This is a genomic window from Deinococcus sp. (assembly GCF_025362455.1).
Classification (GTDB): Bacteria; Deinococcota; Deinococci; order Deinococcales; family Deinococcaceae; genus Deinococcus.
Genome location: NZ_JANYGJ010000053.1, coordinates 1 through 22935, shown reverse-complemented (window position 1 = coordinate 22935; position 22935 = coordinate 1). Strand labels below are relative to the sequence as shown.

General features: G+C 65.0%; 16 protein-coding genes. 3 read left to right on the top strand and 13 right to left on the bottom strand.

The window, feature by feature from the left end; translation table 11 throughout:
- Positions 1–33: 33 nt before the first annotated feature.
- From Q0R23_RS03790 to Q0R23_RS03735, 12 genes are all read right to left on the bottom strand, one after another.
- Positions 34–1707 (bottom strand): ABC transporter substrate-binding protein, encoded by a 1674-nt coding sequence (locus Q0R23_RS03790; protein WP_293910528.1) that lies wholly within the window; start codon positions 1705–1707, stop codon positions 34–36.
- Positions 1708–1764: 57 nt separating this feature from the next.
- Positions 1765–2763 carry an ABC transporter permease gene (locus Q0R23_RS03785; protein WP_293910526.1) on the bottom strand — a complete coding sequence of 333 codons (999 nt, stop codon included), beginning with the start codon at positions 2761–2763 and terminating at the stop codon, positions 1765–1767.
- Positions 2760–3788, bottom strand: a complete 1029-nt coding sequence (locus Q0R23_RS03780) for an ABC transporter permease (protein ID WP_293910524.1) — start codon at positions 3786–3788, stop codon at positions 2760–2762. The genes Q0R23_RS03785 and Q0R23_RS03780 overlap by 4 nt, the downstream gene beginning before the upstream one ends.
- A complete protein-coding gene (locus tag Q0R23_RS03775; protein WP_293910522.1) occupies positions 3782–4567 on the bottom strand; it encodes a GNAT family N-acetyltransferase in 786 nt (261 codons plus the stop codon). The genes Q0R23_RS03780 and Q0R23_RS03775 overlap by 7 nt, the downstream gene beginning before the upstream one ends.
- A complete protein-coding gene (gene menC / locus Q0R23_RS03770; protein WP_293910520.1) occupies positions 4564–5712 on the bottom strand; it encodes an o-succinylbenzoate synthase in 1149 nt (382 codons plus the stop codon). Before menC ends, Q0R23_RS03775 begins: the two co-directional genes overlap by 4 nt.
- 1034 nt (positions 5713–6746) lie before the next feature.
- Positions 6747–8141, bottom strand: a complete 1395-nt coding sequence (locus tag Q0R23_RS03765) for a sugar ABC transporter substrate-binding protein (RefSeq protein ID WP_293910518.1) — start codon at positions 8139–8141, stop codon at positions 6747–6749.
- 312 nt (positions 8142–8453) lie between these two features.
- On the bottom strand, positions 8454–9212 hold the full coding sequence (locus Q0R23_RS03760; RefSeq protein ID WP_293910516.1) for an ABC transporter substrate-binding protein: 759 nt from the start codon (positions 9210–9212) through the stop codon (positions 8454–8456).
- 487 nt (positions 9213–9699) lie between these two features.
- Positions 9700–10776: an alcohol dehydrogenase catalytic domain-containing protein gene (locus Q0R23_RS03755; protein WP_293910514.1), complete on the bottom strand. Its 1077-nt coding sequence runs from the start codon at positions 10774–10776 to the stop codon at positions 9700–9702.
- Positions 10777–10906: 130 nt separating this feature from the next.
- Positions 10907–11275 (bottom strand): hypothetical protein, encoded by a 369-nt coding sequence (locus Q0R23_RS03750; protein WP_293910512.1) that lies wholly within the window; start codon positions 11273–11275, stop codon positions 10907–10909.
- Between the two features lie 64 nt (positions 11276–11339).
- Positions 11340–12230 (bottom strand): carbohydrate ABC transporter permease, encoded by an 891-nt coding sequence (locus tag Q0R23_RS03745; RefSeq protein WP_293910510.1) that lies wholly within the window; start codon positions 12228–12230, stop codon positions 11340–11342.
- Between the two features lie 133 nt (positions 12231–12363).
- Positions 12364–13254, bottom strand: a complete 891-nt coding sequence (locus tag Q0R23_RS03740; protein ID WP_293910508.1) for a sugar ABC transporter permease — start codon at positions 13252–13254, stop codon at positions 12364–12366.
- Between the two features lie 285 nt (positions 13255–13539).
- Complete coding sequence (locus tag Q0R23_RS03735; protein ID WP_293910506.1) at positions 13540–14883, bottom strand: sugar ABC transporter substrate-binding protein; 1344 nt, start codon at positions 14881–14883, stop codon at positions 13540–13542.
- A 741-nt stretch (positions 14884–15624) separates the two neighbouring features.
- Here Q0R23_RS03735 and Q0R23_RS03730 point away from each other — a divergent pair.
- Complete coding sequence (locus Q0R23_RS03730; RefSeq protein ID WP_293910504.1) at positions 15625–16590, top strand: sugar-binding transcriptional regulator; 966 nt, start codon at positions 15625–15627, stop codon at positions 16588–16590.
- Between the two features lie 334 nt (positions 16591–16924).
- Positions 16925–18451: an FGGY-family carbohydrate kinase gene (locus Q0R23_RS03725; RefSeq protein WP_293910502.1), complete on the top strand. Its 1527-nt coding sequence runs from the start codon at positions 16925–16927 to the stop codon at positions 18449–18451.
- Positions 18452–18554: 103 nt separating this feature from the next.
- Here Q0R23_RS03725 and Q0R23_RS03720 read toward each other — a convergent pair whose 3' ends face one another.
- Positions 18555–21359 (bottom strand): AAA family ATPase, encoded by a 2805-nt coding sequence (locus tag Q0R23_RS03720; RefSeq protein WP_293910500.1) that lies wholly within the window; start codon positions 21357–21359, stop codon positions 18555–18557.
- 218 nt (positions 21360–21577) lie between these two features.
- Here Q0R23_RS03720 and Q0R23_RS03715 point away from each other — a divergent pair.
- Positions 21578–22935, top strand: a 1358-nt coding sequence (locus Q0R23_RS03715; RefSeq protein ID WP_366520378.1) for a type IIL restriction-modification enzyme MmeI, incomplete at its 3' end; no start/stop codon positions are given.

The window sequence follows — 22935 nt, the reverse complement described above, 5'->3', positions numbered from 1 at the left end:
AGGGAGGAGGTCGCCCGCTGGCCGGAGCGAGACCTACTTGCTCAAAACCTTGAACAGGTTCGTCCTATTAAAGTTCTCGTAGCCCTTGAGGGACGAGACGGTGGCCGCAAATATCGACGGCTGCGGCAGGGGGAAGGCGTAGGTCTGCTGATTGAGGTACGTCAGCAACTCTTTGTAGAGCGGCTTGCGGGCGGCCTGGCCCACCGCGTCGCGGGCCTGATTGAGCATGGTTTCCATCTTGGGATCGTTGATGTTGGTGGCCGGAGCGAGGATGCCGCCCGAGCTATAGAGGCCGCGCAGGTTGGTATCAGGATCGGCTCCGCCCCAGGTCAGCGGATTGAAGGCCAGCTTGCCGCCGAGCAGGGAGGCGTTTGCCGCGCTGAGTTCCAGGCTGCTGATGGTGGCGTGGAATTTGGGGTTGAGGGCCTCAATATTTTGCTTGAAGATGCCCGCCGCCACTTCCGAGACGCCGCTGCCCGCGAAGATGGAGATCGGTACGGTAAAGCCCGTCGTCCACACCTTGCCGCCGAAGGCCTGCTTGAGTTCGGCCTCGGCGGTTTTGAGGTCGTAGGCGGGGGGGTTGAGCGTCTTGACTTCGGCCCAGTTGTTGGTGGGCAGGGTAGTATGACGCGCCAGACCATAGCCCTTCAGAGCGTCGCGGAGATAGGTTTTGGTGTCGAACAGCGCGGCAAAGGCCCGGCGGACATGCACGTCGCCAAAGAAGTTGAGCGGCATGTTGTTCTCAGCCAGTTGTCCGGCGGGTAGCAGCTTATCGTCTTTGACACTCTGGTTGTACAGCACCACGCTTGTCAGGTCGTGGGTGGGCAAATCTTCGTAGACCTTGACGCCTGATACGCCCTTGAGCTTGGCGAGGGTGTCGCGGTCAGGGATGACAGCGATGTCGGCGTCGCCTTTTTGCAGCGCCAGCACGCGGGCCGTGTCGCTGTCCACCTTCTGAAGAATCACGTTCTTGAGCGCGGGCGCCTTGCCCCAGTACCCCTCAAAACCTTTCAGCACGAAGCGGCTGGGATCGCGGGCCACGAACTGATAGGCCCCGGTGCCGTCCGGTTTCTGGGCGAGTGAGGAGTTGGAGACGTCCTTTCCGATAAAGGCTTCGAAGTCCCTGGCGGTGCCGCTCCAGTCGCCGCCCGCCACCAGCGCTTTCATCGGTACGATGTAGGTCTGGGTGATGGAATCGAGCAGGCTGGGCACGTTGCGCTCCAGTGTCAGCACCAGTTGGCCCGCCGCGTTGCACTTGACCAGGCTGGACAGTTTGGCGAAGGTGTAGGTCTTCTTGACTTCGGGTGTGAAGCCGCTGAGGTTCAGCAGGTTGGCGCGAATCTGGGCGGCCAGCGAGGTCTCGTTGCCGACCAGCAGGGTGCGGCGCATGGAGTACTCGGCGTCCGCGCAGCTCATCGCCGAGCCGTCGTGAAACTTGACGTTCTTGCGGAGTGTAAAGGTGGTGACTTTACCGTCCCTACTCTGGGTGAACCGGGTGGCGAGCAGCGGCTCGTACTTGCCAAAGTTGTTGAGATACAGCCCCTCGTACATCTGCATGACGGGCAGCACGTCATAGGTCACGACGGCCTGGGCCGGTTCGACGCTGGCGGTGGCCGAGGAGATCTGGTAGACCAGCGTGTCGGCGGGCGTAGCGAGGGCGGGCGAGGCGGCGAGAGCAATGGTGAGCGCAATCAAGGAACGGTTCATGGTGTGACCTCCGTGCGGAAGAAGACTGTATTGGTCGGCATTCAGATTGGTCGGCATTCAGCGATTGCGCGGATCGAGTTGCTCACCGAGCGCGTCGCCCAGCAGGTTCCAGCCGAGGCTGTAGAGGGCGATGCACAGGCCCGGAAAGAGGGTGACGTACCAGTAGGCGAACGGCTCACCGGGCGGCCCCTGAATCCATTTCTGGGCCAGGGCGATGAGCTGGCCCCAGTCGGCGAAGCCCAGCGGCGTGCCGAGGCCCAGGAAGGAGAGCGCCCCCGCCACGATGGGCAGGCTGCCCATTTCCAGCACCACGATGCTGAAAACCGGCCCCAGCGCGTTGGGCAGCACGTGGCGCAGGGCAATCCTCACCGGCTCGCTGCCGAGGCCGCGCGCCGCCGCCACGAAGTCCAGCTCGCGCAGCCGCAGCACTTCAGATCTCAGGACGCGGGCCGGTCCCGCCCACGACACCAGGCTCAGCGCGATGATGATGTTTTGCAGGCCCGGCCCCAGCGCGGCCACCAGCACCAGCACCAGAATCAAACCGGGGAAGGCGAAGGTGACGTCAGTCAGGCGCATCAGCACGTTATCCAACCACCCTCCAGAAAAGCCCGCCGCCAGCCCGATCAGCCCGCCCACCGTCACGGTGATGGCGACCACCGTGATGCCCAGAAAGAAGGCGGTGCGGGCGCCCCACACCAGCCCGTAGCGGATGTCGTAGCCGTTCACGCTGCCCAGCGGTGTGCCCCCGGCGGGCGGTTTGGGCTGGGCTGCGAAGCCCTGACGCGGCATCTGAAGGCACTCGATAGGCGGCGCCACCAGCTCGCGCAGGTAGGCGGTAGGGCCAGGGATACGCTGTGTTTCGGCCAGGTTGAGCGCCCGGCGGCAGTTGCCCTGCGGCGGAGCCAGCACCGGAGCCAGCAGCGCCACCAGCAAATAAAGGCAGATCAGCGCGGCCCCGATGCGGGCGGGCAGATTGCGCCGGAAGGTGCGGGCCAGCACCGAGCGCGAGGCGGGCTTTTTGATGGGTTGGAATGGACGGGACGTCACGACGCTCACGCATACCTCACGCGGGGGTCGATGACGGTGTAGGCCAGATCGGTGAGCAAATTGACGACGGCCACGATGGTCGCGGCCAGCAGCGCGAAGCCCAGCACGCCGGGAAGGTCGCCCGCCGCTGCCGCCTGAGCGGCCCACGCGCCCACACCGGGATAGCCGTAGAGCGTTTCGGCCAGCACCGCGCCTTGCAGCAGTCCTGAGACGCTCAGGCTGATGAGGGTGGCGACCGGAAGTAAGGCGTTGCGGCGGGCGTGCTTACGGATGACGACTTTCTCGGCAATGCCCTTGGCGCGGACGGTGCGGATGTAATCGCTGTGCAGCGCCTCGATCATGCTGGCGCGGGTGCCTTTGATGAGGGCCGGAATGCCCACCACCAGCAAGGTGAAGGCAGGCAAAATCAGGTGTTTGAGGCCGTCCCAGAAGACGTCCAGCCGCCCGCCCAGCAGGGCGTCTATGGTGACCAGACCGGTGACACGGCGCACGCTGCCGGTCATCAGCAAAATGGCGCTGTCGTTGCTGATGTTACCGGTGCCGGGCAGCCAGTCCAGCGCACCGTAAAAGATCACCAGCAGCCAGATGCCCAACACGAAACTGGGAATGCTGTAGCCCAGCACGGCGATCACCCGGATCACGGCGTCGGGCGCTCTGTTGCGGTGAACGGCGGCCTGAGCGCCCAGCCAGACGCCCACCCACACCAGCGGCACCAGCGTAAAGAGGCTCAGCTCCAGGGTGGCGGGAAAGCGCGCGAGCAGCGTGGCGAGCACCGGCTGCCCACTGGTGCGCGAGAAGCCCAGGTTGCCGCCCAGCGCCTGACCCAGCCACAGCCAGTACTGCTCAAAGACGCTGCCGCCTAAGTGGTTGGTCTTGATGATCTCCTGCACGCGGCCCAGTTGCTGTAAGTTAGTGGTAAAGGCCACGGCCCGCTGCTCCGGCGGAATCAGTTGCATCACCAGCACGATCAGGAACGTCACCGCCAGCATAATCAGCGGCAGCGCCAGCAAGCGGCGGATGATGAAATTCAGCACCTGGCTCCGCGCGTAAAGAGGTACTGTTCCCGGCTCAGGTCCACGTCGGTCAGGACGTAACCCCGATCAAACAGGCCACTCAGGACCGCCCTGGCCTTCAGGCGCCAGACCAGGGCCAGAGCGGGGTCCTGGCGCCGCAGCCGGGCGAAGTCGGCGGGCACGTCGAGCGCCAGGGCGTCCGGCAGCGCGGCGCTCAGCGTCTCCAGCAGCGGGTTAAGAGTCAACGTGGGATCGGGCCAGGTGGGCACAGCGGCGCGGCTCAGGTGACGCTCGACCCGTTCGCTGCCCAGCCGCCAGTCCGCCTCGAAGCGGTCCGAGGGCAACCCGGCGTTGATACCCGGCATGGCGCCGTAGTAATCGGGGAGCAGGCTGCTGACCGTCGCGCCCAGCCGGTGAATATTCAGGTGGGCGTTGGCGATCAGCAGCGGATCGAAGGTCCAGCGGACCTCGTGAATGCCGCGCTCCAGGCACCACTGGCGCTGAAACAGCTTGAGGCGCTCGGCCAGGCCCCGGCGCCGGGCGTCCGGGTGAACGCCCAGCCGGTGCGAGTGCTGCACCCTGGCGTCGCTGGTGGGCAGCCCGACCAGGTACGCCTGCAAGGCGCCGTCCTCACTGAAGACCCCGGCGACCAGCCCACCGGTCTTCCGGACGACCTGCAACAGCGCCGGGGCCTCCGGCTGATCGGCCTCACCCCAGATCGCCCGCGCCAGGCCCAGCGTCAGGCCGAACTCGGCTTGGCCCGACAACTCCCGCAGCACGGTGGGAGCGGCCTGGGTCACGCCGGGCTTCCAGCGGCAGGCCCTGCAACAGCACGCCGTACCGGCCCGATCTCGGTTCTCAGCCGGGTCAGGCTGTCGAGAAACGGCAGGTCGAGGCTCACGCCTGTTCCGGCGCCAGGCGGCACCCTCATCATGCCGCCCTCGGTTTCCAGCGGCTCGACGATGATGTCGCGTGCCCAGTAACGCGAGCTGCTGCTGGTGTCGCCCGGCTTGGTGAAGTTCGCCAGGGTCGCGAGGTGGATGTTGTGCGCCCGGCCCACCCCGCTCTCCAGCATGCCGCCGCACCAGACCGGGGCACCGAACGAGGCGGCGACGTCGTGGATGCGCCGGGCCTCCAGGTGGCCGCCGACCCGCCCGACCTTGATGTTGATTAAGCGGCAGGCTGCCGTCTCCAGCGCCTTGCGGGCGTCCTGGGCGCTGGTAATACACTCGTCCAGGCACAGCGGGGTGTCCATCAGGGCCTGAAGTTTGGCGTGGTCGTGCAGGTCGTCCCAGGCCAGCGGCTGCTCGAAGTAGTCCAGCCCCAGCGCGTCGAGCTGGCGCAGAATGCCCAACTGGCCCAGCGAATACGAGGCGTTGGCGTCCACCGTGACCGGCAGGTCGGGCAGCGCTTCCTTGACGGCCCGCACCACCGCCACGTCCCAGCCGGGCTCGATCTTGAGCTTGATACGCTTGTAGCCGAGTTCGGCGTGGCGCACGGCGCTGTCCACGGTGGCCTGCACCGTCGGCTGGATGCCCAGCGAGACGCCCACCGCCACCTCGCGGCGCACCCCGCCCAGCACGGCCCGGAGCGGCAGTCCTAGGCTGCGGGTCCACAGATCCCAGAAGGCCATCTCGACGGTCGCCAGGGCCATCCGGTTGCCGCGCAGCCCCGACAGGTGGGCCATGAGCTGTTCGGGATTTTCCCAGTCGTGTCCCAGCACGGCGGGCAGCACCGTCTCCTGCAAGAAGGCCAGGGCGCCGCTGATGGTCTCCTCGCGGTAGCGCGGCTCGGCGTCCATCACGCCCTCCGAGACGCCCTCCAGACCCTCGCCGAACAGGCGCAGCAAAATAAAGGTCTTGTCGGTCATGACCCCGAAGGAGGTTTTGAAGGGGCGCAGCAGCGGCAGAGAGATGACCCGCAGTTCGGCGCGTTCGAGCTTCATGCCGATACCTGAGTGGTGATCTGGGCCTGAATGGTGATCTGGGCCTGAGTGGTGGTCCGGCACCGCTGGTCGGCACTTCCCGTGACGGGTTCAGGCATCGGTAACTCCTCGTGAGAAGGTCGGTCAGTGGTCCTGAGCAGCGGCGTGTCGGCTCTCATCGCGTGTGCAGTTAGGTTTGCAACACAGTAGGCGTTTGCAGAATGATTTTCAAGTGGCCCGTGACCGTGTTGCTGACGGTGAACTGACGGCGCGGGGGTGAGCCGCCCGGCCTGGTGCCCTTTGCACAAGAGTTTCCACAAGATTGGGCGAGGCGTGTGAGTGGGCAACGGAGCGGCGGGGGAACTGGAAAACCACGGTCAGCACGGCAACGAGATGGTGTTCGGGAAAGTCACGTTGTGGACGCATCTGATGGGAATGGCCCCCCGAACCCTCATGCCGTCAGCGGTCTGCCTCGTCATTTTCAGGTCTGCGCGGCGACGAGCGCGATGGGAAAAAGCTCTGTGCAGAGCGCGGCGGCACGAACAAACACCGTCAGGACCGTGCTTTTCTCCGCTTTACCCTCGAAATGACCGTCCCACACAGCCCTTTTTCCTGACTGGAAACTTTTGTTTGCACGAGTCGGCGTCGCGCCCGCACACCGCCGGGTCGCCGTTCTGGTCAAGGCTGATCGCCCGTCAGGCTCGTAAAGGAGCCCGACGAGCGAGTCGCTGGCGTTTTGCTGTACCACCTGATTTTATCGCCTGGTTTTGCAACAGTGTGGACCGTGTCTGGCAGTAAGGTAGCCACAACCGGGAATGTGTCGTCTGGGCTACGTCGTCTGGCTTATGTCATCTGGGCTACGTCGTCTGGAACGGCGATCAGTCCCAGCCTCTCGCGGTGCGGGCGAACAGGTCAGGGAGATGCGGTCGAGCGTCCTGATGAGGGCAGGCCAGAGAGCTACCGCTGTGCCCAGGACGGGCGCTGCTCTGAGCGGAACGCCGCTCCGTTCACGATCAATGAAGAGCCGGACGCTCGACGCGAGGTTGCCCTGGACCTCACTTGCCGATCTGACCGATCCTGAGCTTGCCCAGTTTGGTATTGATACCGGACGCGAGCGACTTCATGGTCGCGGTGGGATCAGCCTTGTCGAGCACGATGCTGCGCAGAGCCTGCGACCAGTCGGTGGTGGTTTCAAAGAAGTACGGCTGCGGCGTGAACTTGATGGACGTGCCGCGCACGTATTCGTAGAACGAATCGGTGTAGCCGGAGAAGCCGGAGAGCGACCGGGTGAACTTGGAATTGGCCCATACCGAGCGGCGCGGCGGGTTCATGGTGGCGTCGTTGAGCGCGGCCTGAAGCTGATAGCTGGGGCTGGTGAAATACTGCATGAACAGCCAGGCCGCCGTCTTGTGCTGGCTGGCCGCGTTCATGCCGATGCCCCAGATCCATTCGTTGGCGGTGGGGCGCCCGGTGCCGACCGGGGGCAGCGCCCAGGCGATGTTGCCCGCTTCCTTGGAGTTGCCCGGCACGTTCTGGGTGAACGCGGCGTTGTCGGCGTCGAACATCATGGCGGCCTTGCCCGCGCCCAGATCGGTGCTGGCCTGATACCAGGTGTAGTTTTGCCAGTTGGGCGGCCCACCGTCGCGGATCATATCGGCCCAGGTTTTGGTGAAGGCGATGGCGGCGGGGGTATCCAGACCCGACACCAGTTTGTTGCCCTGGACGACGAAATCCCGGTTGCCTGCCGCGTTGAAGGCCGTCATGTAGCCGGGGTGGATGGTCGCCCAGCTCAGGGTGCCGCGCACCGCCAGGCCGTAGCTGCCGGGGCCGTTCCAGCCCTTGAGCTTGATGGCCAGCGCCGAAAGCTCGTCGAGCGTCTTGGGCGGCTTGAGTCCCTTGGAATCGAAGTATTTTTTGTTGTAGCTCAAGGTATTGCTCTCAAAGCCCAGCGGCAGCACCCACTGTGATCCGCTGCCGGTCGGCGAGCCGAGTTTGAGGTTCCACTTGCCCGCACTGAGCACGCCGGGGAAAAAGTCCTTGGCGTCCCAGCTCGCCTGGGTCAGCTTGGGGTTGTTCATGTACTTGTCCAGCGGCTCCATCTGCCCCGCCGTGGCGTAGTCCCACGACTGATAGATGCCGGTCATGAAGACGTCCGCGCTGCCGTCCTTGGCTTTCAGGGCCGCCGAAACCTTACCGAAGTAGTTTTCTTCGGGCGTCACCGTGTAATCCACCGTGATGCCGGTCAGCGCGGTGAAGGCTTTGATCTTTTTGACCATCGCCGCCTGATAAGGGTGCTGGTTGAGCATCACCGAGATGCTCTGGCCGGTGGCCTGCTTCCAGTTCACGCCCTGAGCACTGGCAGCGCCGCTCAGCAGGGCGAGCGAGGTGAGGGTCACCGCCGAAAAGCAGCGAGGAAACCGGGGGGGCCTGCACATACGGGGCTCAAACATAATCGGACTCCTTGAGGTGGTGCTCGGTGGTGAATTCTGGTCGCCGCCCGTCGTTTGAGCTGGCGTCAGTGTCTGTCTAGAGCAGATGTCATAAAAAGACCCTTTTTATGACCGAGCGGAGCGAGTAGTTTTGACTGAGTAGGACGCAGAATGGAGGCGCGGGGAGGCTGTTTTCCCCGTGGCGTAATTCGGAGTACTGCACTAGGGTCGGTGTCTGGCCAGGGTCGGTGTCTGGTTAGCATCGGTGTTTGGCTGGCGTCGGCGCCCGACAGGCGGGCAGCGGTCTGCCGATACGGGCCGCAGGTGCGCCCTTCACAGCTCGCAGCGGGCGTCTTCGCGAAAGGCGAGCATCGACGCGAGGTGGTAACTGCCGTTGCCCATCACCCGGCCCAGCGCGGCGTTCAGGGCCGTGCGCAGGCCGTCGTTGCCCTTGCTCACCGTCATGCCGATCCGCTCATCCCGGTAGGGACCGCTGGCGCTCATGGGAGACTTGCCGTAGACCAGCATCATTTGCAAGGCCACGTACTTGTCGGTGATGGTCGCGTCAGCCTTGCCCAGCGCCACCGATTGCAGGGCGCTCTGGGCGTTGCCCACCACCGTCACCTTCTTGGCGAAGGGAAGCTGCTGGGCATACTTCTGGTAACTGGTCCCGGCCTGCACCACGAAGGTCTTACCGTCCATCTTTTTGCTGGGGCGCAGGAGTTCACTCTGCCGGGCGACCAGCACCGCCGAGGTGCAAAAGTACGGCCTGGTGAAATCGGCCAGGTTATTGTTCGGGTCGATGACCTGGGTCGAGATCACCACGTCGTACTGGTCCTGTGCCAGCCCACGCGGCAATTCGTCGAACGGTCTGGTGACCCACTGCGTCTTGAGATTCATCGACTTGGCCGTCAGTTGACCGAGTTCGTAACTGAAACCCGCGAGCTGGCCGTTCTGAATAAAACTGATCGGTTCCACATCGGTCGTAGTGGCGATTCTGAGTACACCACTGCTCCGGATGAGATCGAGGCTGCGGGCCTGAGCACTGGGGAGCAAACTGAGCATCAGTGCGGCGAAGATACGAAAGCGCATGAGGTGACCTCCAGAATCAAAAGACGTTCAGAGCCGCGCAACTTGTCAGGGCACCGCAAAAGACGAGCACCGGGAGCGGGTACGATGAAATGTGGGCCAGAAAACTGCTAGCTTTCAAGAAATGCAGGCGATTTCAGCGAAGCGGCAACTGCCGGAATGAAACCGTGACGCGTATCGACCTATGCCAGCAGCCGTGTAACGATACCGGATGTTGTTTGAAGTGATTTTACGCGGTGTCGTCACACATGTTTCTTACAGGTAAACAGACTTAATGAAGGAGCGAGTCGGGCACGTTCAGCGAGCTGCCGGGGCCGACTTCTCAGCGGCAGAAGGGTGGTGAACAGTCGAGGCAAACAACCGGGGTAAACAATCGGGTCACCATGAATTCGTCAACCCCTCACCTAAAGCAGCCGCACGCCCTGCACCGAGGCTGCGGCTGGAGGCCCTCACCGACCTGCGGTGTTCCGAGAACTGGCTGTGAGAGCGCTCAGGGTTCCAGCACCACTTTGATGGCCCCGTCGTTGTACTCGGCCAGCAGCGCGAAGGCGGACCTGACCTGTGACAGTGGAAGGCGGTGGGTCACGATGGCCTCGACATCGACCAGGCCGCGCTGCACGTACTCGATGGCGCGGGGATAGACGTGGCCCATACGCCGCGAGAGTTTGATGGTCAGGGCCTTGCGGCGCACCAGCGAGCCGGTCAGCGAGAACTCGTCGCCGTCTGGGATGCCCACCAGGATGACCTTGCCGCCGATGCGGGCCACCTCGCTGGCGTGGCGCGGGCCGTGTGGGCTGGTGGTGGCCTCGATCACCACATCGGCGCCGCCGGTCGGCGTGCCGCGCACCGAGGCGAGGTAGCCCGCCACGTCGCCGTGGGTAGAGGTCGCGCCGAGTTCAGCCGCCCTGTCACGGCGGTAGGCCAGCGGCTCGATCACACTGATGTTCAGCGCCCCGCTTTGCCGGGCCAGCATCAGCACATACAGCCCGATGGGACCGGCGCCCAGGATGGCCAGGTGGGTGCCGGGGCGCAGCCTGGCCAGGTCGAGCGCGTGCATCGCCACGCCCAGCGGTTCGAGCAGGGCCGCCTGCACCGCCGTGAAACCGGGCGGCAGCGCAAAGACGCTGCTGAGCGGCACGGCGATGTACTCGGCCATCGCTCCGGCGTGCGGCGGCGCCCCCACGAAGACCATCGTCGGGCACAGGTGCTGGTTGCCCTGATGACACCAGTAGCACTCGCCGCAGGGCTGGGCCGGGTCGATGGCCACCAGCGTCCCGTCGGCCAGGCCGTGCGCCGCGCCGCTGCCACCGGCAATCTCTCCGGCGAACTCGTGGCCGGGCGTAAAGGCCGTGCCCACCACCGCCGAACCGATCCGGCCCTCGTGCCAGTAATGCAGGTCCGAGCCGCACAGGCTGTTGGCCCGCACCCGGATCAGGACCTCGTGGGGCGCGGCCACGGGGCGGATCACCCGACTGAACTCGACGTCGCGGGCACCGTTCATCACCGCAGCGCTCATGGTCGTGTCGTCCGGTGCGGGCGCAGTGGGTTGAGCTGAGTGGATAGTCACCGGATACTCCTCAATGGCGGTTCTGACGGTGCTGGGCACGGGCGAGGCGAATCTGGTTACTCCGGAATCAGCAGGATTTTCACCGACTTGTCGCCCGCTTTCATCAAATCGAAGCCGGTCTTGAACTCGCTCATCTTGAGGGTGTGGGTGACCATGCCCTCGGTGGGCAGGCGTAAGGCCCCAGGTGGGCGCCCAGCACGTCGAGTTCCTTGCGGTCGCCGATGATGCTCCAGTCGACGGTCACGTCCTGCCCGAAGACGCTGAACTCGACGAAACACCCCAGCTTGCGGATCATCTCCAGGCCCTGCGCCACGTCCACCTCGGTGGGGTTGAGCACCACGTCGGCCCCGAACATCTTGGCCGTCTCCAGGCGGTAGTCGCCCGGCGCGTAGGCCACGACGGCCTGCATGGTGCGCGGCAACTTCACGTCGGGGTTGATGTCACCGGGCTGGAGAGTTATAAGCGTGTCCTTGACGGGTTTGTGGATGGTGTCGGTCATGGCGAGAACTCCTCGAAAAGACGTGCCCCTGGGGTGGTCTGGGTTGGGCGCAGGCGTGCAGGCGTTACTTGATGGCGCCCATGGTCAGGCCCTGCACCAGATGGCGCGAGACCAGCAGCGAGAAGATGATGACCGGCAGCACGATCAGCGTGCCCGTCGCCATGATCTCGCCCCAGGGCACGTCGTAGCCGCTCAGGAAGGAGGTGGCCTTGACCGGAGCCGTCACACCGCTGCCTCGCGTGAGAAACAGCGCAAAAAGCAGTTCGTTCCAGCTAAAAATAAAGCTCAGGATGCTAGAGACCACCACGCCGGGCAGGGCCAGCGGCAGCGCGATTCGCAAAAAGATGAAGGCGGGCGAGGCGCCGTCGACCATGGCGGCCTCGTCGAGTTCGCGGGGGATGCTGCGAAACTGGTCGGTGCAGATCCAGACGACCACCGGAATGGAAAACGTCAGGTACATGGCGATCAACAGCCCAGGGTTGCCGATCAGCTTGAGCTGCGAGGCCAGCAGGTACACCGGCAGAATAATCACCACGGGCGACATGAAGCGGTTGGAGATAAACCAGAACCACAAGTCGTCCTTGCGCTTGAACTCGAAGCGTGCCAGCGCGTAGGCGGCGGGCGTGCCCAGCAGCACCGCCAGCGCCGTGGCGCTCACCGAGACGATCAGCGAGGTAATTAAGCTCTGACCGACGTTGTACTGGTCGCCCAGGATGGTGCGGTAGTGGTCGAGCGTGCCCTCGAAGAACACCAGCGGCGGCGTGGCCGTGATCTGGGCGCCGGTCTTGAAGGAGGTCAGCACCATCCACAAAAAGGGAAAGAGCGTGCCGAACAACACCACGATCAGCCCGACGCCGTGCAGGGCCGTCTTGACGGTGCTGCCCCGGCGGGCGCGCAGCACCGCGAGCTGGTCGGCGCTGCGAATGGCCGCCGCTGAATTTTGCTGGGTGGTCATAACGCCTCCGATTGAATCCCGGATGAGATACGGGTCTGATCCGACCAACGGGAGTGGGAGACAATACGGATTTCGCTCCATTCCCGCGCAGGCGGGAGAGCGCCGCCTGAGCGTCCATACCGCACAATCCGTATCATGCGTTGTCTCCCTTGTAGAGATAGCGGATGTACAGGCGCGAGAGCACGGTGGTCAGCACCAGCATCAGCAGCGCCTGGGCCGAGGCCACGCCCTGATCGAAAGCGCCGCGCAGGCCGATGCGGGTGATGTAGAGGTTGATCAGCTCGGTGGAGCTGCCCGGCCCGCCGCTGGTCAGGGTATAGACCATATCGAACTGTTTGAGAATATCGGCGGTGCGCAAAATCAGGATGGCGGTCAAGGCGGGCAGCAAAAAAGGAAGCTGAATCGATCTGAGCATCACCCAGAAGCTGCGGGTCTCCAGGGTGGCGGCCTCCTCGACCTCGGCGGGCACGGCGGTCAGGCCCGACAGGAAGATCAGGGCGGCGAACGGCGTCCACTGCCAGATTTCCAGCACCAGGATGGTCACGAAGGCCAACGTAGGGTTACCCAGCCACTCGGTACCGATCTTGTTGCTGCTGAGGCTGGTCTGCACGTAATTGACGACGCCGAACTGCTGGTTGAAGATCAGTCGCCCGATCAGGCCGGTGACCACCGGGGTCATGGCCAGCGGAATGACCAGCATCACGCGGGCAAAGCCGCGCAGGTGCGCCCAGCGGCCCCGCCGCAGCATGAAGGCGATGGCCAGGCCCAGCACGATCTCCAGGGGCAGGGCGACGGCCAGATAAAACAGGGTGCGGCCAATAGAGCCCCAGAACGAACTGTCCCGGATCACCGTCAGGTAGTTGCTCAGCCACACGAAGTCGTGCGGGATGTTGGGTTGCGCCAGCAGGTAGTTGTGCAGCGAGACCCAGGCCGCGAACACCAGCGGATAGATGCCGACCAGCGCCAGGATCACCACCGCAGGCGCGAGAAAGAAAAAGGGAGTGAGGCGTTTTTGGGTATGCATAGGCAGCACGCTCCGGAGCTGGGCAGGGTCGTGAACACACCGGATGGGGGGGGCGGGGCCTGCGGTGAGGTGTGGGGCGGCGCTCAGCAGCGCCGGTAGGGTTCCGGTATGGCCAAAGAGGCTTTCTCTGATATTGGGTTCTGGTGTTGGGGTCTGGTGCCGGGTAGGGTCTGGTGGGGCTAGACCAGATCAGCATGACCGGAGACTCGACTCGCGGTCATGCTGGTCTGGTCATGCTGGTCTCATGTGGGTGCAGGGCGCACACCGGGCGGCGCCCCGCTTTACTTACTGGAGCTTGGCCTTCTTGCCGCTGTAGTACCCGGCTTTGTCCAGAATGGCCTTGACCTGATCGTCGATGACCTTGGCACCGGCAGCCGTGGAGAGCTGGCCGAGCATGATCTTGGTGCCGTTCTCAGCCACGATCTGCGAGATCTGGGGCCACTCGGCGAAGCGCGGGCGGAAGGCGGGCACGGCGGTCCCGGCGCTCCAGCTCTTGACCATCGGGTCGACGTAGAGGAACTTGCTGCGGATAGCCGGGTCCTTGTAGACGGCCTGGCGACCGGAGACGCCGCCCGCCTGCACGTAGGCCTTGGCGTTCTTCTCGGAGGTGATCCACTGGATAAACAGGTAGGCGGCGGCCTGCTTCTTGGCGTCGCTGTTGGGGTTGACACCCAGCGAGAAGCCGCCGAGCGCGGGCTTGAGACCTGCCGAGCCGAGGGGTTCGGTGGTCACGCCCAGACAGTTCAGGCCGATCTTGGACTGCTTGGGATCGGTGATGGTCGGGTAGAAGGCCGACCACTCGGTGATGATGGGCACGGTGCCGTTGTTGAAGGCCGCGACCACCTCGTTGTGGTCCTGGTCCACGACGCCGGGGGGCATGAACTTGAGCAGGTCCTGGCGAAATTGCAGGCCCTTTTGCGACGCGGCGCTGGCCAGGGTGGGCTCGAAGGTCTTGGGATCGATCAGGCTGCCGCCCGAAAGCCACAGCGTGCGCATGAAGCTGTCGGCACTCTGGGTCTCGCCCCGGCGCGACTGGAGCGCGAAGGCGTACTTGCCATTGCCGGTCAGCTTGGGGCCGTACTTGGTGAGCAGCTCGTTCCAGGTCTTGGGCGGGCCAGCAAAACCGGCCTGCTTGAGAGCGCACTTGTTGTAGTACATCAGGCCCGAATAGTTGTCGAAGGGCAGGCCGTAGACCTTCTTGTTCCAGGTGCCGAAGCTGTCGAGCAGCACCGGGAAAAAGCCCTTGAGGTTCAGCGCCGGGTCGGCCAGCTTGGGGTCGTTGTAGAACTTGTCGAGCGGCGCCATCCAGCCCGCGTCGGCAAACTGCCCGATCCACACCACGTCGCTGAGCACCAGGTCGGTGCCGCCGCCGGAGGTGAAATCCAGCACGTAGCGCTGGTTGGTGCTCTCGTAGGGCACCACTTCGGTCTTGACCTTGATGCCGGTTTCCTTCTCGAACTGCGGAATCAGGGTGTCGGCGGCCTTGTAGCCGGGGCGGTCCAGAAAGATGCCGGTGATGGTGGTGCCCGCGTAGGGCGCAGCCGCTTCCTTGAGGCTCCAGGCTTGCGCCTGTTGGGTCGCCAGGGCGACGGACAGAAAAGCGGCGGTCAGAGCAAGGGTACGCTTCATGGTGTTCCTCCTGAATCTAGGGTGCTGTCGCTAGAGCGGTAGACGCAACCCAAGTACGCTCCAGTACAGGTGTACCGAACATGTTCTCGCACGAAAAACAGTGCCTTCTGAACATTTGCGCTTTGGTTGAGCATTAGTTAACCATCGCCGCCTGCGGATGTCAACACCCTGAACGCTGAACCGGGTACACCCTTTCCACTTTCGCCCATTGCTTCGCCGACCGGACACATCCTGCCTGAATCGCCATCGGCCAGACCGCGTGCCAGACGCATGCCACTTGGCATCGGGTCGGCGGCGCCGGTTTACGGCCCGGTCAGGTCAGCCGAATGGGGTTCGGGGCAGCTCAGCCGGGTCGCCTGGCTTCACGGTGCCCATCAGACCCCAACACGGCGTCAGGTGTGATCTAATGTCCAGTGTCTGAGAACTTACGCAGAACAACTGCTCAGTCAGGCTGGTCAGTCAGGCTGGTCGGTGAGGCTGGTCGGTGAGGCTGTTCGGTGAGGCTGGCCTGACCTGGGCGGCGACCGGGGGCAACTTGCGCAGCCCTCTAGTTGAGAGCCGTCCGGTCAACAGCCGTCCAGCTTTCCACAACACGAACGCTGCCGCGCCGTGCGAACCGAATTCTCTACCCCTACATACTGTGCTTCTACATTCACTGCTCCTACATTCTCTGGTTCTACTCACCCTGGAGGTGACCGCCTTATGTCTCAACTGCATTCCATGTCGCCCTCCAGTGGAAATATGACCGACGAGCTGACGACGCTGGCGACGCTGTACTACGTCGACGGACTGACCCAGGAGGAACTCTCCAAGCGCTTCGGCGTCTCGCGGGCCACCATCGGCAGGCTGCTCAAACGCGCTCAGGAAGAGGGCATCGTCGAGATTCGCGTCCGGCAGAGTCCCAAAGTCGCCGACGAACTCGAACGCGCCTTGATCTCGCGCTTCGGCGTCATGCGCGCCCTGCTGACCCCCGACCACACCGATCCTGAAAAACAGCGCGGCATGCTCGCCTCGCTGGTGGCGGGATTTCTCGACAAGAACCTGCAAGACGGCATGATCGTCGCCGTCGGCATGGGCCGCAACATCAACGCGGTGTCCGACCACGCCATCTCCACGGTGGCCCGCGACTGCTCGTTCGTCTGCGCCATCGGCGGCTCGTCGCAGGGCGGCGAGGCCATGAACCCCGATCACATCTGCCGCCGACTGGCCGCCCAGTTCGGCGGCGAGTCCGAGACCCTCTACGCCCCGGCGCTGGTGGGCGACCGGGCGACCGTCGAGCAGCTCGTCAAAAACGGCACGGTGCGCCAGACCCTCGACAAGGCCCGGCGGGCCGACCTGGCGCTGGTGGGCGTCGGGGACATGTCGGCGGACAGCAACATGGTCCGGATGGGCTGGTTTACCCCCAGCGAACTGGCCGAGGCCAAACGCATCGGCACGGTGGGCGACCTGATGGGCTACGACTTTCTGGATATCCACGGACGCACCGCCGCCACCCCGATTCAGGGCCGGGTGGTGGGCCTGAGCGTGGCCGACCTGCGCAGAATTCCCAACGTCATCGCCATGGCCAGCGAGCCGAGCAAGGTCACGGCCATCCTGGGGGCACTGAGAACCGGGGCGATCAACACCCTCGCCACCAGCGTCTCCAACGCCACCACCCTCCTGCAAATGGACGAGGCCATCAGCCTGGGACGGCAACCCGCCGACTGATACGGCCTTCGGCTGACCGGTCAGCCGAAGGGGGCGGTCAGGGTGAATTCACCTGACATTCACCCCGCCTTGATCCGTACCGTTGGTCCAGACCAGCCGGGCAGACCATGCCCGGTGCCAGACGTGCCAGACTACGTACCAGACTACGTGCCAGACTATGCGTCCGAAACAACGTGCTCGACACTGTAGGCCCGAAGCTGTTCTCTCTGTTGCCACAGTACCTTACGAGGTCAATTATGATAGTACCGGAATCGGAGTTTTTTGCCCACAGGTTTTTCGCCCCTAGCGTCACGGCCCACCTGGGGCGCGGCCCTGTCGCCTTGCGGCTGAACCCATGACCACCGCGTCCGCAGACCTGCTGATGGGCATCGATGTCGGCACCTACAGCAGCAAGGGTGTGCTGACCGACCTGCACGGCACGGTCATCAAATCCAGCGTGGTGCCGCACGGCGTGTCCTTTCCCCAGCCGGGCTGGGCCGAACAGGACGCCGACGCGGTGTGGTGGAGCGACGCGGCGCAGATTATCCGTACCCTGCTGGACGGGGTGGACGCCCAGCGCGTCGCGGGCGTGGCCCTGTCGGCCATCGGACCCTGCCTGCTGGCCCTGGACGAACACGGCACGCCGCTGCGCCCCGGCATTCTGTACGGCGTGGACACCCGCGCCTCGGCAGAGATCGACGCGCTGGACCATGAACTCGGCGAGGCCACCGTCTTCGCCCACAGCCAGATGGCGCACACCAGCCAGGCTGTCGGCCCCAAGATTCGCTGGCTGCGCGAGCACGAAGCTGAGATCTGGGCCAAGGTCCGCACCCTCAGCACCGCCAGCAGCTACCTGTGTTACCGCCTGACCGGTGAGTGGGTCATCAACCACCACGAGGCCAGCCACTACATGCCGCTCTACGACCCGCAGGCCCGCTGCTGGACCGAGCAGTTCGCGGCTGCCGTGCTGGGCGACCCGGATCAGGGCGGCAAGAGCCTGGACGTGCTGCCCCGCCTGGGCTGGAGCGACGAGCTGGCCGGGCACGTCAGCGCCCAGGCGGCGGTCCAGACCGGCCTGAAGGAAGGCACCCCGGTGGCGGTGGGCGCGGTGGACGCGCTGAGCGAGGCCATCAGCGTCGGCGTGACCCAGCCGGGCGACCTGATGGTGATGTACGGCTCGACCACCTTCTTTATCCTGGTCCAGCGCTCACCGACCCCCGATCCCCGCGTCTGGACGGTGGGCGGCGCCTTTGCCGGGCAATACAACCTGGCGGCGGGCATGTCCACCACCGGCAGCCTGACCCGCTGGTTCGCTGACGAACTCGCCCGCGACCTGCCGGAAGACGAAGCCTACAATCGGCTGTTCGAGGCCGCCGACGCCGTGAGTGCCGGGGCCAACGGCGTCATCATGCTGCCGTACTTCAGCGGCGAGCGCACGCCCATCAACGACCCGCACGCCCGTGGCGTGGTCGCCGGGCTGAGCCTGTCCACGACCCGTCAGGACCTGTTTCGCGCCGCGCTGGAGGGGGTCGGCTACGGCATCCGGCACAACATCGAGACCTTCAGGGACCTGGGCGCCGACGTCAGGCGCATCGTGGCGGTGGGCGGCGGGGCCAAGACCCAGACCTGGCTCCAGATCGTCACCGACATCGCGGGGGCCGTGCAGGAAGTCCCGGCGCAGACCATCGGCGCGAGCTACGGCGACGCCTTTCTGGCCGGGCTGGCGGCGGGCAAGCTCAGGCACGCCGACCTGGCGAGCTGGGTCAACCCAGGCCGCGTGATCGTGCCGGACGACTCCAAACGCGCCGTGTACGACAAGAACTTCGAGCTGTTCAAGGCGCTGTATACCCAGACGAAAGACATCGTGCACGGGTTGAGCTGAGCGCGCGCCACTCCAGACTGTGTTGTTCTGTTCCTGACTGTGCAGCTCCTGACGGCTGGGTTGTTCCTGACTGTGCAGCTCCTGACGGCTGTGCAGCTCCAGCCTACTGACCCGCGCCCGAATGGGCCAGCCAGGCGCGGGCCAGCGGGTCGGCCAGCAGCAGCACGCTGGTCCATTCGCCCTCCGCGCCGCCGCTGGGCTTGAGCCTGAGCTGCATGTCGGGGTTGAGCTGGTACACGCCCCGGCTGCTGCGCGTCCACAGGCGGCGGGCCGGGAGGTAGTTGCTGGCGACCTCGGCGCGGGCGAGCACGTGATTGACATAACTGCGCTTTCGCCGGGCCTCCTTGAGCACGCCGTAGGGCATGGCCTCCAGGTTGGTCAGCAGGTAATCGGCGAAGAACCCGGAGGCCCGCCTGAGACGCTGGGCGGGTGAGAGCGGCACGCCTTGCAGCGCGGAGAGGTAGTGGGGCAGCGTGGAGAGCAGCACGCTCAGGAAATAGAACTCGGCGCCGTCCGGCGGCAGCCGCACCAGCCGGTCTGATACCAAAACGTCCAGGGCTGCCGGGCGCAGCCGCTCGTCGAGCGCCCCGAAGAGCCTGCTGGCAAACGGGGCGTCCTCCAGGGCGCGGTTCAGGGCGATCAGGTGCGGGGTGCGCCCGAACAGATCGGTCTGGGTCAGGTCGGCGCCCCGCGTCAGCAGCGCGTCCACCAGCGCCAGATTGCCGGTCTCGGCGGCCAGCATCAGCGGCGTCAGGTTGGCGGGCGTGCGGTAATCCACGCCGTAGCGGTCACAGTCGCCCAGAATGCTCCTGAAATTGGCCGCCTCGAAGGGCGTGCGGTACTTGTCGAGCACCACCTGGCGCTGCAACTTGCGGTCCTTGTCGGGGTTGCGCAGATACGCCGCAGCGGGCTTGACTTTCAGCTCGCGCAGCGCCTCCAGCAGTCGGTCCTGGCGGTTGAGCAGCGCGAAGTCGATCAGGCCGCGCGCCAGTTTGGGATCGCCGGGATTGGCCCGCACGGCAACGTCCATGAGGCGCAACTGCTCCGGTGTCCAGACCTCCCAGGGGACGGGTTTTTGTTGCAGAATGCGGCGGCGAATGTCGGTGGCCTGCTCGCGTTTGCCCTGCAATTCCAGTTTGCGGGCCTCGCGCTCCCAGTCGTCACGGCTGGCCTGGCGCACGTTCAGCCGCTCGGCCTCGTCGCCCAGCTCGATGCCCAGCAACCCCAGCAGCGGGTGGCGGGTGTCGGACTCGATCAGAATGACCCGGTTCACGGCGCGGGTCACCGCCACGTACAGCGCGTTGATGTAGAACTTGTAGATCTCCAGGCTCTTGTCCGACTTGTCGCGGGCACGGCTGTAGCGCAGCTCGTCGGTTTGCAGGTCCGCCGGGACGACGCCCTCGGCGATCTGGCGGTACATCTGGCGCTGGGAGCTGATGACGCCGTACAAGATGACGTTGGGGTACTCCAGCCCCTTGGCCTCCTGCACGCTGAAGACCAGCGGCGTGGCGAAGGCGCGTCTGGCCTCCGCCTTGTCCTCCTCGCGCAGCACCAGCACGGCGTAGTCGGTGCTGCCCCGCGTCTGGTCGTCGAGCAGCTTCTTGACGGCGGCCTGGTCGGGCAAAAAGGTCACGCTGCCCGGCTCGCTGGCCACGGCGCTGACCAGAAAGTTGCTCTCGCGGTCCACGCTGCCGAAGCGGGCGTGCTTGACTTTCAGCAGATCGTTGGCGACCCGCGTGACCTGGGTGGCGTTGCGGAAATTGAAGCGCAGCACGCTGATCTGCTGGCGCTCGGCCAAATCGGGGTCGTGGTAGAGCAGCGTCTTGACCGCCGCCCACGAAAAGAAGTTGGGATGCACGATCTGGTTGCTGTCGCCGCACAGCAGAAACTGACCGGGCACCTTCAACGCCCTGAGAATCAGCGCGAGTTGCGCGGCGGTCAGGTCCTGCACCTCGTCGACCACCACGAAGTCGATATCTGGCGTGACTGCGGCGCTGTAGCTGGCGGCCAGCAGACTGTAATCGAGCAGCCCGGCGCCCTCCATCCAGGCCAGGTATTTCTGGAACAGCTCGTAGACCACCGGGCGAAGCGCCGAATCGTAGATCGACTGGCGCACGCCCAGCGCCAGGTACTCCTCGCGGCTTAGTGGCCCCTGCGGACGGCTGCTGAGCACGCCGCGAAATTCCTCGAAAAGCTGGTGGGCGTCGGTAAAATTCAGGTTCGGCTGCCGGGCGGCCCAGGCGCGGAAAGCTTCAAAGCTCACCTCCCGGCCCGGCGGTCTGCGGATGGTCTCCAGGTACTCGCGCAGCGACAGAAACTGCGCGTCCTGGGCCTCGTTCTCAAAGCCGAAGGCCCGGTAGAGTTCCCCGGCGCTCTGGGCCAGGTACGGCGAGAGCGTCACGTACAGCACCTTCCCCGGCATCTCGCGCAGTTTTTGCAGCACCAGGGCGGTCTTGCCGCTGCCCGCCGAGCCCACCACGATCAGCGGCGACGGCGTTCGGTACACCGCGTCCTGGGTGTCGTCAAAGGAGATCACCTTGTCGAGCAGGTGAAACTCGCGCCGGGTCGGGTGCAGGTATCTCAGCGGCGCGGCGGCCTGCTCGGCTTGCTGGGGCGTGAAATCGGGCAGTTTGGCGTCGTCGATCACGGCGCCCCGCAGAAAGCGCGACTTTTCGTAGGCGTGCTGATGAATGACTTCCAGCGCCAGGCAGACCGTTTCCGTGCCGCTGCGCACGAAGGTCAGCAGCAAGCGGTTGGTGTCGTCGAGCCGGGCGCGGTAATACTGGCCCTGGCTGAGTTTTTTGACGTCGGCGCTGCGAAAGTCGTCGCGTTCAATGGCACCCTGGACTTTGGCGACCAGTTTGCCGACCCTGCTGGTGTCGAGGCCCTGATAGGTCATAAACCGCATGCCGTCAGTGTCGCATGATTCGCTACCACGTGCTCTGGCGTTCACCATTGCTGGGGAGGATGGGGCTCACACCGAAACGCTGGGCCAGCGCCCTGACCTGTCGGGCACTGAGCTGGCGTTTGCCGTTGAGCCGTTCGCCGACTACTCCTGCCAGCGTGAGGTGTTGTGCTCCCTACCGGCGGCACTGCCCACCCCCGACCCGCCATACTGATCCCCACATGGCCCCCACACCCGAATCCTTCACCGCCCGCTGGTCGTCCTCCGGGGGCAGCGAACGCGCCAATTACGCCCTGTTTCTCAGTGAGCTGTGCGATCTGCTGGAGGTGCCGCGCCCCGAAGTCTCTACCGCCACCGGCAGCGGTCAGTACGTCTTCGAGCGCGAGGTCCACGAGGTCTTCACCGACGGCAGTAGTACCAACCGTTTTCTGGACCTCTACAAGCAGGGCTGCTTCGTGCTGGAGGCCAAGCAGGGCGTCGAGCTTGAGGACGCCAAAGACGATGCCCAACGCCTTCAGAGCGGCAAGCCCGCCCGTAAGAAGCGCGGCCACGGCGTACGCGGCACCAAAACCTGGGACGTCAGCATGGTCAAGGCCAAGGCGCAGGCCGAAGCGTATGTGCGCTTTCTGCCCCCCAGTGAGGGCCGCCCGCCGTTCGTGCTGGTGGTGGACGTGGGCCACGTCATCGAGGTCTACAGCGAGTTCACCCGCACGGGCGGCACCTACCTGCCGTTTCCCAGCGCCGCCACCCACCGGATTCCCCTGGCCGAGCTGAGCAGGCCGGAGATTCGTGAGCGGCTGCGCTCCATCTGGCTTGACCCGCTGGAACTGGACCCGGCCCGGCACGCCGCACTCGCCACGCGGGCGGTGGCCGTCAAGCTGGCGCAGATCGGGCAGAGCCTGGAGGCCACGCTGGATGCCCAGGGCCAGCGCCAGTTCAGCTCCGAGCGGGTCAGCACCTTTTTGATGCGGATGATCTTCACCATGTTCGCCGAGGACATGGACCTGATTCCCAGCGGTAAGTTTCTGGAGGCGCTGGGGGCGATGCGCGGCCACCTGGAGGGCTTCGTGCCCTCTATAGGGGAACTCTGGCGCAACATGGCCACAGGCGGCTACAGTGCCTTCCTGCGCGCGCCCATCCTGCATTTCAACGGCGGGCTGTTCGAGGACGTGGAGGTGTTGCCGGTCACCCCGGCGCAGCTTGAGCTGCTGATCGAGGCCACGGCCTGCGACTGGAGCCAGGTGGAGCCGAGCATCTTCGGCACGCTGGTCGAGCGGGCACTGAACGCCACCGAGCGCCACCGGCTGGGCGCCCACTACACGCCCCGCGCCTACGTCGAGCGGCTGGTCAAGCGGGTGGTGCTCGAACCGCTGCGTGAGGACTGGAACGGGGTGCTGGTCGAAGTCCAGAGCGAGCTGAATAGTGTGCCGGAAGGCGCCAGCGCCGACGATCAGAACAAGGCCCGCCAGAACGCCGCCAGCCGGGTCGAAGCCTTCCTGGCCTCTTTGCGCGACATTAAAGTGCTGGACCCGGCCTGCGGCACGGCCAACTTCCTCTACGTCAGCATGGAGCTGGTCAA